This is a genomic window from Ulvibacterium sp., from assembly GCF_965228935.1.
Lineage (GTDB): Bacteria > Bacteroidota > Bacteroidia > Flavobacteriales > Flavobacteriaceae > Ulvibacterium.
Map to the genome: position 1 here is coordinate 2,787,307 of NZ_OZ245846.1, position 12,664 is coordinate 2,799,970.

18 protein-coding genes are annotated in these 12,664 nt (G+C 43.2%); all 18 read left to right on the forward strand.

Translation table 11 applies throughout. The annotated features are described in order from the left end of the window. The 18 genes from ACO06Y_RS11770 (at window position 1) to ACO06Y_RS11855 (ending at window position 12,515) form a co-directional block, all read left to right on the forward strand. On the forward strand, window positions 1-786 hold the full coding sequence (locus ACO06Y_RS11770; protein ID WP_422084021.1) for a prolyl oligopeptidase family serine peptidase: 786 nt from the start codon (window positions 1-3) through the stop codon (window positions 784-786). A gap of 51 nt (window positions 787-837) precedes the next feature. Next, a complete protein-coding gene (locus ACO06Y_RS11775; protein WP_422084022.1) occupies window positions 838-1,614 on the forward strand; it encodes an exonuclease domain-containing protein in 777 nt (258 codons plus the stop codon). Window positions 1,615-1,659: 45 nt separating this feature from the next. Then, entirely contained in the window at window positions 1,660-2,271 is a 612-nt protein-coding gene (locus tag ACO06Y_RS11780; RefSeq protein WP_422084023.1) for a fumarylacetoacetate hydrolase family protein, read from the forward strand. Then, window positions 2,271-2,609 carry an Hpt domain-containing protein gene (locus ACO06Y_RS11785; protein WP_422084024.1) on the forward strand — a complete coding sequence of 113 codons (339 nt, stop codon included), beginning with the start codon at window positions 2,271-2,273 and terminating at the stop codon, window positions 2,607-2,609. The genes ACO06Y_RS11780 and ACO06Y_RS11785 overlap by 1 nt, the downstream gene beginning before the upstream one ends. Further along, entirely contained in the window at window positions 2,609-3,856 is a 1,248-nt protein-coding gene (locus tag ACO06Y_RS11790; protein ID WP_422084025.1) for a competence/damage-inducible protein A, read from the forward strand. The genes ACO06Y_RS11785 and ACO06Y_RS11790 overlap by 1 nt, the downstream gene beginning before the upstream one ends. A gap of 67 nt (window positions 3,857-3,923) precedes the next feature. Further along, window positions 3,924-4,160 (forward strand): 50S ribosomal protein L28, encoded by a 237-nt coding sequence (gene rpmB, locus ACO06Y_RS11795; protein ID WP_422084026.1) that lies wholly within the window; start codon window positions 3,924-3,926, stop codon window positions 4,158-4,160. A 4-nt stretch (window positions 4,161-4,164) separates the two neighbouring features. Beyond that, window positions 4,165-4,347, forward strand: coding sequence for a 50S ribosomal protein L33 (rpmG, locus tag ACO06Y_RS11800; protein ID WP_120714000.1), 183 nt, complete (start codon window positions 4,165-4,167; stop codon window positions 4,345-4,347). A 39-nt stretch (window positions 4,348-4,386) separates the two neighbouring features. Beyond that, window positions 4,387-4,539: a DUF4295 domain-containing protein gene (locus ACO06Y_RS11805; protein ID WP_422084027.1), complete on the forward strand. Its 153-nt coding sequence runs from the start codon at window positions 4,387-4,389 to the stop codon at window positions 4,537-4,539. 289 nt (window positions 4,540-4,828) lie between these two features. Then, window positions 4,829-5,785, forward strand: coding sequence for a signal recognition particle-docking protein FtsY (gene ftsY / locus ACO06Y_RS11810; RefSeq protein ID WP_422084028.1), 957 nt, complete (start codon window positions 4,829-4,831; stop codon window positions 5,783-5,785). 133 nt (window positions 5,786-5,918) lie between these two features. After that, window positions 5,919-6,662, forward strand: a complete 744-nt coding sequence (locus ACO06Y_RS11815; protein ID WP_422084029.1) for a DUF1538 family protein — start codon at window positions 5,919-5,921, stop codon at window positions 6,660-6,662. A gap of 22 nt (window positions 6,663-6,684) precedes the next feature. Further along, a complete protein-coding gene (locus tag ACO06Y_RS11820; RefSeq protein WP_422084030.1) occupies window positions 6,685-7,461 on the forward strand; it encodes a DUF1538 domain-containing protein in 777 nt (258 codons plus the stop codon). Then, on the forward strand, window positions 7,451-7,798 hold the full coding sequence (locus tag ACO06Y_RS11825) for a P-II family nitrogen regulator (protein WP_422084031.1): 348 nt from the start codon (window positions 7,451-7,453) through the stop codon (window positions 7,796-7,798). Before ACO06Y_RS11820 ends, ACO06Y_RS11825 begins: the two co-directional genes overlap by 11 nt. 50 nt (window positions 7,799-7,848) lie before the next feature. Next, window positions 7,849-8,250: a CBS domain-containing protein gene (locus ACO06Y_RS11830; RefSeq protein WP_422084032.1), complete on the forward strand. Its 402-nt coding sequence runs from the start codon at window positions 7,849-7,851 to the stop codon at window positions 8,248-8,250. Between the two features lie 171 nt (window positions 8,251-8,421). Continuing rightward, window positions 8,422-8,919, forward strand: a complete 498-nt coding sequence (locus tag ACO06Y_RS11835; protein ID WP_422084033.1) for a GNAT family N-acetyltransferase — start codon at window positions 8,422-8,424, stop codon at window positions 8,917-8,919. Window positions 8,920-9,140: 221 nt separating this feature from the next. Continuing rightward, window positions 9,141-9,875 carry a class I SAM-dependent methyltransferase gene (locus ACO06Y_RS11840; protein ID WP_422084034.1) on the forward strand — a complete coding sequence of 245 codons (735 nt, stop codon included), beginning with the start codon at window positions 9,141-9,143 and terminating at the stop codon, window positions 9,873-9,875. Window positions 9,876-9,988: 113 nt separating this feature from the next. Beyond that, window positions 9,989-10,624 carry a YdeI/OmpD-associated family protein gene (locus tag ACO06Y_RS11845; RefSeq protein ID WP_422084035.1) on the forward strand — a complete coding sequence of 212 codons (636 nt, stop codon included), beginning with the start codon at window positions 9,989-9,991 and terminating at the stop codon, window positions 10,622-10,624. Between the two features lie 68 nt (window positions 10,625-10,692). After that, entirely contained in the window at window positions 10,693-11,937 is a 1,245-nt protein-coding gene (locus ACO06Y_RS11850; RefSeq protein ID WP_422084036.1) for a serine hydrolase domain-containing protein, read from the forward strand. A 137-nt stretch (window positions 11,938-12,074) separates the two neighbouring features. Then, the gene (locus ACO06Y_RS11855) at window positions 12,075-12,515 is read left to right on the forward strand and encodes a hypothetical protein (protein ID WP_422084037.1); all 441 of its coding nucleotides are present in this window, start codon (window positions 12,075-12,077) and stop codon (window positions 12,513-12,515) included. Window positions 12,516-12,664 lie beyond the last annotated feature (149 nt).

Below are 12,664 nucleotides of genomic sequence, written 5' to 3' on the forward strand. Positions count from 1 at the left end.
ATGTATAAAAGTATAGTCATTGTAGTTTTGATTCTTTTCTCCTGCGGACCAAAAAAGTCCGATCAAGATATGTCCGCCTATCAGAAGATGGAATTCCAGGATGGAAAGGTTACGCTTCCCTATCGTATCCTACTTCCAGAAGATTACGATACGAATAGAGCATACCCCCTGGTAGTGGTACTGCACGGGGCAGGGGAAAGGGGAGATGACAATGAGGCCCAATTGAGTTATGGTGCGGATCTATTTCTCCGGGAGGATATCCGAAAGGAATATCCGGCTATTGTTGTTTTTCCCCAGTGTCCCGAAGAGGGATATTGGGCCAATGTGAAAAAGGAACAGTTTCTATTATTCTTTACTTTTACCTTCTATCCGGATGGAGAACCTACCACGGCCATGGAATCACTTCAGGGATTAATTGAGAACCTTACGGAAAACTACAACATAGATTCCAAACGAATGTATGTAGGCGGACTATCCATGGGCGGAATGGGGACTTTGGAGCTTGTGCGAAGGAGTCCCGGAACTTTTGCCGCGGCCTTTGCCATTTGTGGCGGCGCCCATCCGGAAACGGCACCTCAATTGATCGGTACTCCCTGGTGGTTGTTTCATGGGGATTCGGATATGGTGGTGGACTATGAACATTCCGAAAAAATGGCAGCCGCCCTAAAAAAGGCAGGGGGGGAAGTAAAATTCACTACCTACGAAGATGTGAACCATAACAGTTGGGAAAATGCTTTTGCAGAGCCCGAACTTGTGCCTTGGCTGTTTTCGCATTCCCTGGAATAAATTTGTGGTAATCCACCCTCAAGGGAAAATCTATGGCTATCTTTGCCACATATGGAATTAAAACTCACAAGACCCATTTGTTTTTTTGACTTGGAGACCACAGGCACCAATGTGGCCAAGGATAGGATAGTGGAAATTTCCATCTTGAAGATATATCCCAATGGGAATAAGGAAAGCAGGACCTGGTTGGTAAATCCCGAAATGAAGATTCCGGAAGAGGTAATTGCAGTTCATGGCATTTCTAATGAAAAAATAGCCAATGAACCTACGTTCAAGGAGCTCTCCAAGGAAATCTATGGTATGATCAAGGATAGTGATTTAGGCGGATTCAATTCCAATCGTTTTGATATTCCCCTGTTGGCCGAAGAGATGCTTCGGGCCGATATAGATTTTGATATGAAAAATATGGTTTCCGTAGATGTACAGACCATTTTCCACAAAATGGAGAAACGTACTTTGGCCGCTGCCTATAAATTTTATTGCGGCAAGGAATTGACCGATGCCCATAGTGCCGAGGCGGATACCCAAGCCACTTACGAAGTATTGCTTTCCCAATTGGAACGTTATCCGGAATTGGAAAATAATGTAAAGAAACTGGCGGAGTTCTCCATGCACAAAAAGATGGTGGACTTTGCGGGATTCATTGCTTTGGATGATAATGGAGAGGAGATTTTTTCTTTTGGAAAGCACAGGGGTAAAAAGGTTTTGGAGGTCTTGGAACAGGAACCGGGCTATTTCGGATGGATTCAAAATGCTGATTTTCCACTATACACCAAAAAGGTGCTGACACGAATACGGCTTAAAAGTCTCAATAGCAAGTTGGGGTAAAAAGCACCGACCCCGATACAGATACCCAATACCAAATTCCCGTTTATGAAGATTATCTGCATAGGCCGCAATTATACGGAACATATTAAGGAACTGGCTAACGAAAAACCCAGTTCCCCCGTCATATTTATCAAACCTGATTCGGCCATACTGCCCAAGGAACAGGATTTTTATATCCCGGAATTTTCCAATGATGTACATTATGAGGTCGAGGTGTTGGTAAAGATCAAGAAAGTCGGAAAGCATATTCAAGAGAAATTCGCCCATACCTATTACAATGAGATAGGTCTGGGTATCGATTTCACCGCAAGGGACCTACAGGCCCGATTAAAGGAAAAAGGATTACCTTGGGAAAAGGCCAAAGGCTTTGATGGGGCGGCCGTAATTGGTGAGTGGCTGCCGAAGACCGAATTTAAAAACCTGGACGAACTAAATTTTTCACTCCTTAAAAATGGGGAGGAAGTGCAAAGAGGAAATACGGCCTTGATGCTCTGGAAGATAGATGAGCTCATTTCCTATGTCTCCCAGTTTTTTATGCTAAAAAAAGGGGATGTTATTTTTACCGGTACTCCGGCCGGTGTTGGAAGAATTCAGGCAAATGACTATCTTTCGGGAGTATTGGAGGGGCAGGAACTATTTTCCGTAAAAATTAAGTAATGATCTACAACTTAGATAAAATCAATGAAATGGCCGAGGGTGATGAGGATTTCATCAATTCGGTTATTTCGGTATTTTTGGACGAAGTTCCCCAGGATTTGGAAGCTTTACAAGTCGCCTTGGAGCAAGGGAATTACCAGGATGTCTACAAATTGGCCCATAAAATAAAGCCCAATGTGGATCTTTTGGGCATGGAACAGACAAGGGCCGCTGCCCTGGAGATGGAGACCTTGGGAAAAAAAGAAGCCAATATGGCGGAAATTGAACGGATTTTTCCCTCTCTTAAAAAGGATATCGATCAGGTAGTCTCCGAGCTTAAAAAAGACTTCGGTCTATAATGCTAGCCGAAATTGTTACCATTGGCGATGAGATTCTCATTGGCCAAATAGTAGATACCAATTCGGCTTTTATTGCCAAGGAGTTGAACAGGATTGGGGTTTCCGTTTTCCAGATAACTTCGGTTCAAGACGATAACGACCATATTCAAAAAGCCCTGGCAGAAGCAAAGGAAAGGGCAGATGTTGTTATTATTACCGGCGGATTGGGTCCTACCAAGGATGATGTTACCAAAAATGCGTTTTGCGAGTTTTTCCAGGATACCTTGGTCAAGGATACCCAGGTTTTGGCCTATATCGAACATTTGTTCGCCAATTATATTTCCACACCCATTTCGGATATCAACAGACAGCAGGCTTGGGTACCTTCCAAGGCCATAGTATTGCACAATGCCCATGGAACGGCACCGGGTATGTGGATGCAGTCCGACGGGGTGTCCTTCTTTTCCCTTCCGGGAGTTCCTTTTGAGATGAAGTATTTAATGGTAAACGAGGTAATCCCGAAAATCGTAGAAAAGTATAAGCGTCCCTATATCCTTCATAAAACTTTGGTCACCTACGGTATGGGCGAAAGTGCAATTGCCGAGAGACTGGAATCTTGGGAAGAAAACCTCCCGCCTTTTATCAAATTGGCCTATTTACCCAATCTGGGGAAAGTCCGATTGCGATTAACGGCCAAAGGGACGAGTGAGAGAGTTTTGGTGGATGCCATGGACGAGGCGTCGCAAAAATTATTTCCTTTGATCAGGGATATTCTATATGGAACTGAGGATGAGGAGACCTTGGAGGAGGTGGTTTCAAAATTGTTGACCCAAAAAAATAGGACTCTAGCCACTGCCGAAAGCTTTACAGGGGGAAGGATTGCCCAACAGTTAACCAGTATCCCGGGGGCATCGGCCTATTTTAAGGGAAGTGTGGTAAGTTATGCCACGGAAACCAAAATGGACTTACTTAAGGTGCCCCAAGACATTCTCCGTGAACACTCCGTAGTAAGTGCCCAAGTTGCCGAAATCATGGCCGAAAACGTAAGACATCTGCTCAAGGCCCATTTCGCCATTGCGACCACTGGAAATGCCGGCCCCACAAAGGGGGATTCGGATGCGGAGATTGGAACCGTCTATATTGCCATAGCGACTCCAGAGCGTGTTTTTGCCGAAAAATTCATCATGGGAAATCATAGGGAACGTATCGTCCAAAAGTCTGTCCATAAGGCACTTGAATTACTTCAGAAAGAAATTTTAAAAATCTAGACTAATTTTTGTCCGTACCGCAAAAAAGACATAAATTTGCACCCTGTTTAAAGAAAAATCCAGCGCAATGTCAAAAGTTTGTGAAATTACGGGTAAGAGGGCAATGTTCGGAAACAACGTTTCGTTTTCCATCAACAAAACGAAAAGAAGGTTTAATGTAAACCTTTCCAAAAAGCGTTTCTACATCCCTGAGGAAGATCGTTGGGTTACGTTAAAAGTTTCGGCCAAAGCATTGAAGACCATCAATAAAAAGGGAATTTCAGCTGTTTTAAAGGAAGCCAGGGCACAAGGACTCATAAAATAATACAATGGCAAAGAAAGGAAATAGGGTACAGGTTATCCTGGAGTGTACGGAGCATAAAAACTCGGGTGTTCCGGGTACTTCCAGGTACATTACCACAAAAAACAAGAAGAACACTCCAGAGCGTATAGAAATTAAAAAATACAATCCGATTCTTCGAAAAGTAACGGTTCATAAAGAAATTAAGTAAGTTTCCGGAACAGGGAAATAACATTCAACAATACGAGTCATGGCAAAGAAAACGGTAGCAACTTTACAATCCACCTCAAAGAGATTGACCAAGGCAATAAAAATGGTGAAATCGCCCAAATCAGGCGCGTATACTTTTGTAGAATCCGTTATGCCACCGGAATTGGTAAACGAATGGATCGCGAAAAAGTAACAAAACTTCCAAACATATCTAAAAAGCCGTTCACCAACTGATGAACGGCTTTTTTTTGGATTATGACCAAGTTTCAAAAAAATGGGATGCAGTACAACCCTATGATGCCGATCTCCTGCCATAAGGGCCGATAGCCTCTCTATGCTTTCCTATGTCGATTCAATCGTGGTATTTTCGTATAGATGAATATCCGCTCGTTCGTGTGATTTCTTCATCTTGTACATGGGACTTTCCCTTGGGTTTACGCCATTTACTTTCATATCTTTGAAAAAAGCATTTTTTAGGACATATGAGCTTATTCAAAAATATATTTTCCGCCAAGAAAAAGGAAACATTGGACAAGGGGCTAGAAAAGACCAAGACCAACTTTTTCTCCAAATTGAGCAAGGCGGTCGCTGGTAAATCCAGGGTGGATGCTGATGTATTGGACAATTTGGAAGAAGTTCTCGTAACATCTGATGTTGGTGTGGACACCACCCTTAAGGTCATTGAGCGTATCGAGGCCAGGGTAGCCAGGGATAAGTATATGGGGACAGATGAATTGAATACTATTCTTAGGGAAGAAATTGCTGGTCTACTTTCCGAAACCCATACCGGGGAAGAAACGGAATACAGCATCCCTATGGATAAAAGGCCGTATGTTATTATGGTCGTTGGCGTCAATGGGGTTGGGAAGACCACGACCATTGGAAAACTGGCCTATCAATTCAAAGAACAGGGATTAAAAGTGGTATTGGGCGCTGCCGATACCTTTCGTGCCGCGGCCATAGACCAATTGCAGGTCTGGGCAGATCGGGTAGATGTGCCAATAGTAAAACAAAAAATGGGTAGCGATCCTGCCTCTGTTGCCTTTGACACCCTAAGTTCGGCGGTCTCTCAGGGAGCCGACGTCGTAATCATAGATACGGCGGGTCGCCTGCATAACAAGGTAAATTTAATGAACGAACTGACCAAGGTAAAAAAAGTAATGCAAAAAGTGGTGGACGATACTCCGCATGAGGTCTTATTGGTGTTGGATGGCTCTACGGGACAGAATGCCTTTGAACAGGCCAAACAGTTTACCAAGGCCACCGAGGTAACGGCATTGGCGGTGACCAAATTGGATGGAACCGCAAAAGGCGGGGTGGTCATAGGCATTTCGGATCAGTTTCAGATTCCCGTCAAATATATTGGAGTAGGCGAGGGCATGGAGGATCTACAGGTTTTCAATAAGTATGAATTCGTGGATTCCTTTTTCAAGATTTAAGGACTAAATAGATGTTGCATTGTGGAGCTTCCCATTGATGTATTGGGGCTTCGCAGGGGTAATCATAGAACTACGGGACAATTTTTAAAGGGGATGGGTATAACAAGGTTTTGGGCAAAACGGAAAAGGCCTCATGTATAAGGCCTTTATTCTGGACATATCAAAAAAACTATGGGCCGCCGTTACGGACCTGATTCCAATAATTGTAGTTGTCGTTTTTTTCCAAACCGCCGTTATTCAACAGCCATTCCCGGAAATCGGTGAGGTGATAATAGGCATTTTGTTCGTCATAATCGGCTTAATGCTTTTTATCGAAGGACTGGAAATTGGATTGTTTCCCATTGGGGAGGCCATGGCCTACGCACTGGCAAAGAAAGGAAGTCTTTTTTGGTTGTTGACCTTTTCCTTCGCCTTGGGCTTCGCCACTACCATTGCCGAACCGGCTTTGATAGCCGTTGCCAAGGAAGCCTCGGAGATATCTTCAGGTGCCGGTCTAATCGATAACGATCAAAGTACCATGAAGACCTATGCCTTTGGTCTGCGCCTGGCGGTTGCCTTTTCCGTGGGTCTGGCCATTGTGATCGGTGTATTGCGTATCCTTAAGGGCTGGCCGTTGTATTACTTGATTATAGGTGGCTATGTATTGGTCATGTTAATGACCATCGTTGCCCCTGAGGAAATCGTAGGTCTGGCCTATGATGCCGGCGGAGTCACCACTTCTACTATTACCGTACCTTTGGTAACGGCATTGGGAGTTGGTCTGGCAACCGTTATTAAGGGTAGGAGTCCTTTGTTGGATGGTTTTGGCCTTATTGCCTTTGCATCACTTTTACCTATGGTCTTTGTTATGGCTTACGGATTGTTTTGGTTTAGTTAAAGACACGTCCATGTTCGATTTTATGCTAGAATTTTTATGGATCTTGGTATACACCCTTAGGGATGTATTGCCTATCCTGCTTTTGATCGTTTTCTTTCAGTTGGCAGTCCTAAAGCAACCGATTCCCCATTTGAAGAAGGTTATCTTGGGAGGGGTCTATGTGGTAATCGGGCTCGCCCTATTCCTTATGGGACTGGAAAAGGCCCTTTTTCCCTTAGGAAAGATCATGGCGACACAACTATCCGATCCCGATTTTATAACCGCCGGTGGAAATGCGTTGACGGATTGGAGATCGTATTACTGGATTTATATTTTTGCCGCCTTGATCGGATTTTCCACTACCATTGCGGAACCGTCCCTTATTGCGGTCGCCATTAAGGCCGACGAGGTATCTGCCGGGACCATCAGCCCATGGGGGCTTCGGATTACCGTAGCCATCGGCGTTGCCTTTGCCTTGGCCCTGGGCACATTTCGTATAGTGACCGGAACGCCGTTGTTCGTGTATATCATGGCAGGGTATATGGTGGTAATCGTGCAGACTATTTTTGCACCAAAACGACTCATTGCGATAGCCTACGACTCGGGTGGGGTTACCACCTCCACCGTTACCGTGCCCTTGGTGGCCGCCCTAGGACTCGGGCTGTCCAGCGCCGTTCCGGGCAGGAATCCCGCAGTGGACGGATTTGGCCTTATCGCCTTTGCCAGCTTGTTCCCCATCATAACCGTATTGGGTTATGCCCAGGTGATGAGCTTAAAAAATAGAGTATTAAAAATTAAAATGGAGAAAGATGCAGTTTAAATTGATTATGGCCTTTGTTAAGCCCAATATCTGCGATGATGTTGTGGATGCCATGAAGGAAGCCGGGGCTACCGGTGCTACCATTATTCCGGCCAGAGGTACCGGAATCCATGAAGCCAAGTCCTTTTTTGGGCTCAGTATCGAGGACAAGACGGATATTATCGTGTTTCTGGTAGAGGAGCACGTGGTAGAAAATCTTTTAAAGGTTATCCGGGAAGCCGGTAAATTTGATAAGCCCGGAACAGGGATCGCCTTTGTTTTACCGGTGGAACATATTGCCGGTTTGGAAAGTCAAATGAAGAAGTTCAAAAAACAGGCCAGGGACAAGTATTTTTAGGACGTTCCGTAATTTAGGGAAACAGAGATTAAGCGTTAATTAGAACAAACATGGATACAAAAAGAGGATTTCAAGGGGCCAAGGACGTCATGACCAAACGGGTGGTCTTAGTAGATGGGATGGCCACGGCCAAGGAAGCCGTTGAGTTAATGCGCAAAGAAGGCGTGGAGGCCTTGATCGTTAAAAAACGCCACCCGCAGGATGCCTATGGTATTGTGGTCGTACACGATCTGATCAAAGGGGTCATCATTCCCGACAAGACTTCCGAAGAGGTCAACGTATTTGAGATCATGACCAAACCGGCCATAAGCGTTCCGGCGGATATGGAAGTGCGCTACGTGGCCAGCTTGTTGATGAAAGTAGGGTTTCGCATGGCCCCGGTAGAGGAAAATGGGGAGTATATCGGTATGGTCTCCATTTCGGACCTGATATTGGACAATTTACTTTTCTAGAATGGTCAGACCGAAAAAGGATGCTTCACATTGAACTACTGTTGTGCAATTTATTGAGGGAATCAACTAGGTAGCTCCCCATGGTTGCTCTAATAATTGTAATTCCAACCATGAAACCATGGAAATCATCCGGTCTATACTCCTATGTCCCCATAAAGCGAAAAAGAAAAAATGAATATCGATTACCGATTGATCAAACAGGATGAATACCAGTTTTTAAAAGAAATGCTTTATGAGGCGTTATTTGTCCCGCCAGGAAAACCGAAATTTCCTAAGTCAATACTCGAAAGTCCAGACCTAATAAAATATGTAGAAAATTGGAACCAACAAGAAGGTGACCTGGCTATTGTTGGAGTAAAAGACCATAAGTTAATTGGCGCAATCTGGGGCAGGAAATTTGAAAAAAGCAAAAAGGGATACGGATTTGTAGATGAAAACACTCCTGAAATCAGTATGGCCGTCAAGCCAAAGTATAGGAATAGTGGAATAGGAACAACTTTAATAAATCAAATTGAGAATGAATTTTTAAGAAGGGGTGTGAACAAGTTATCGTTGAGCGTTGACAAATTAAATCCAGCAAAAAAACTTTACGAAAGATGTGGGTTTGAGTTTTATGAGGAAGAAGAAACGGCAATCACAATGATCAAAGTACTAAAAAAGGCCAGCTGAGAACAATGTGTACGACTTTCATTTCTACCATAGGCCACCACGAAGTATTTTGAAGGATATAAATGGAATTCAAGAAAATTGTATATAGTCGTATACTAAACTAATTCAAAACAAAAGGAGCTCATAATACTATAAAGGATGCTAAAATGTACTTTGAAGCCCACTACTAGGAACAATTAAGGCACGATACTAAAAGACAACATCCCTAAATTCTATGCACAATGGCTATGGCTGGAGAATATGATCAAATTACGGCATTTCATTATGCAGCTTTTCGACCATCGTTGCATTTGCCGATTTTAAAGGAATGTTTGAAAACGGATACGGAGCGTTCTTTGGGGTTGGATGTGGGTTGCGGAACCGGGCAATCTTCCATGGCATTGACCCATTTTTGTAAAAAGGTCATCGGGATCGAACCCGGCAAGGAGATGTTGGAAAAATCAATAGCCGATCCCGAGATAACGTATAGCCACTACAACGGCCAAAATTTCGAATTTCCAGATAACTTCTTTGACCTGATTACCTTTGCCGGTTCCCTATACTATGGAAAATCCCAACAATTGCTGGATGAGGTTGTACGAGTGGGCAAGCATAATTCCCAAATAATCATCTATGATTTTGAATTGGCATTGGATGTCATACTCGAAATGCTAAATTTGAAACCTTTGGTTGTACAGGAATTAGATTATGATCATCTGGTAAACTTCGACGGATTGAATCAGGAACATGTAAATGTAGAAAAGGAAAAGGTGGGCGACATGTCAATAGAAATAGCAATACCGGATATTTCACACGTATTGCTATCGTACAAAGATAATTACAACCAGTTACTTCAATCTTTAGGGGAGAATGGTCTTTATGATGCCGTCTCACAAAAACTTCGTTCTATAATCAAGTCGGAAAGTACATTTATAGAGGCAAAGACGTATGCGACCGTGTATCGTATTACAAAATAATACACCCAAAATGTTTATATTGAAAAGGAAAGGACACATTACCACCCAAAGCTAAAGTATAGCTATATGCCCTTTCCCCGGGCGAAGGCTGTTTGAGTAATTGGGAAAGACAAATGACTAAAACGGTTGATAATTATTTGATGGAAGGCTGTGGACGTTGTCCGCTTGGAGGTACACTCGACTGTAAAGTCCATAAGTGGATACCGGAATTGGAGCTATTGCGGTTATTGGTTCTGGATTGCGGTTTACGGGAGGAATCGAAATGGGGTGTCCCATGCTACACTTTTCAAAATAAAAACGTGCTCCTGGTCAGTGCATTCAAGGAGTATTGCGCCATTAGTTATTTTAAGGGAGCCCTATTGAGCGATACCCATGGGGTTTTGGAGAAGCCCGGAGCAAATTCGCAGGCTGCGCGATTGATCAAGTTTACGGATTCTAGGAAAATCAAGGAAATGGAAGCGGAGCTAAAAACGTATATCCATGAAGCCGTTGAAATAGAAAGGCTGGGTTTAAAGGTAAACTTCAAGAAAAATCCAGAGCCTATCCCGGAAGAACTGGAAAGAAAATTTGAGGAAGATCCAATCCTTAAAACCGCTTTCGAGGCATTGACACCAGGAAGACAAAGAGGCTATATTCTTTATTTTTCGGCACCCAAACAGTCCAGGACACGTGAATCACGGATTGAAAGAAGTATTGGAAAAATTCTTAACGGTGAAGGGTTGAATGACAAGTACAGTAGCAAAAGATAAGTACATAAAAAATGTTACTGCAACCGAACACCTACCTTAACCGTTGGCTATAAACTAAAATTGGAAATATGAATAAATTCGTTTTGATTCTTTTCATGGGTTTGGCACTGTCCTGCCAAGACCAAAAGAATTCCAAGAAAGTCAAGGAGGACAGGCAGACCGGTATTCGGGACTCCTTAACACGGGAATTGAACCAAATCCATAAACTAGGATTTATCAACGGGTTTAGTGTGGCCATAGTGGATCAGGATAGCGTTTTGTATCAATCGGGAATTGGATTCTCGGATATGGGGAACAATACAAAATATACCGAGAACACGATTCAAAATATTGGTTCGGTCTCCAAAACCTTAATTGGAATTGCGCTTCTCAAGGCCCAGGAAATGGGAAAATTGAATTTGGACGACCCCATAAACCAATACCTTCCCTTTGAGGTCATCAATCCAAATTATCCCAAGCTCCCCCTTACGATACGACATTTGGCGACACATACCTCCACCATTTTGGATACGGATTTTTACAATGGCAAGGCTTATGTGCTCAAGGACGAACAGGATCGATCAAGTGTGAATCAGGAAAAATTAAATGAAGCGTTCAACCCCCCGGACTCCCGCATGCCCATGATCGACTTTCTTGAAAAGTTACTTTCCAAAGAGGGCGAATGGTATAGGAAGGACGGATTTGCTACAAATAAACCGGGAGAGATTTTTGAGTATTCCAATGTTGGGGCAACTTTGGCCGCGGCGATTTTGGAAATAGCGGTAGACAAACCTTACAGTGAATTCACCAAAGAGCACATTTTGGAACCCTTGGGAATGTCTTCTTCGGGCTGGACCTTTGATACTATCGATTTGGCCCGGCATTCCAAACTCTATTCCGATCCAAAAACCGAAATTCCATTGTATTCCCTGATTACGTACCCCGATGGCGGATTAATAACAAGTGGTAATAACTTGGGAATGTACCTTTCCGAATTGATCAAAGGTCACTCCGGTATCGGGACTTTGTTGGAAAAAAATGGTTATGAGGAATTGTTCAGGGAGCAATTGTCGGCAAACAGTTTTCCGGATCGGGACGAGGAGGACGATTACGACGATGAATACAATACTGGGATTTTTATGGGTTTTACACCAAGGGGCTACATAGGACATACCGGTGGTGATCCCGGGATCGCGACCTATATGTTCTTTAATCCGGAGACAAAAATTGGACGGCTTTTGATGATCAATACCTCGGTTTCCAATTCAGCTGGTGTTGACGAATTTTATTCCATTTGGAACACGCTGGCGAAGTATGAGAACAAATTGAAATAAAACAAGCCTGCTGATCATGGGCTTAGGTCGATCGGGATTTTACCCATTTGCAATACGATGGCCTACCGAAAAGAATTAATCTTGGATTTTAACGCAACGATTTGAACCGTTTTTCAACTAATGGAAAAACCCTTGATATGAAAAACAGTCCCAACTTCAAAAATGCCCTATTCGTATTGGTTACGCTAACCAGCTTTTGTATAGCATGTAATGATGACGGATGTGACGATTGCCTTGATTTAACTTCCAAAAACATCCTTGTCGTGAATGCCTCCGGAACAAATCTCTTGTTTGGTGATGGCGCTATTTATAATCCCGAGAACGTTTCAATAAGAAGCTCCAATGAAGAGTTGCAACCGGTTTTAATCGATGAAAGTACGAGCACATTGCAGTTTTTTTTGATAGAAGATGTTATGGAATATTCGGTAGTTTTATCCGAGAGTGAGATCGAAACCTTGGGTTTTGAATTGGCCGAACGAAAAAGTGAACGATGCTGTGGTATGCAGACCTTCTCCACCGGTACGCGTCTCAATGGAAATGAAATTGAAAATACAGATGTAATTACCATTATTAAGTAATCCACGTATTATCATGGTTTTGGACACACCCACTTGGTCTTGGTTGCCTTGGACATGAGGAAAACCGATGTAAGGGTATTATTGCTATCTTATGGCAAAGTTCATTTTATTTGGAACCTAGAAATCCACAAGCCAGAGTCTTGTAACCT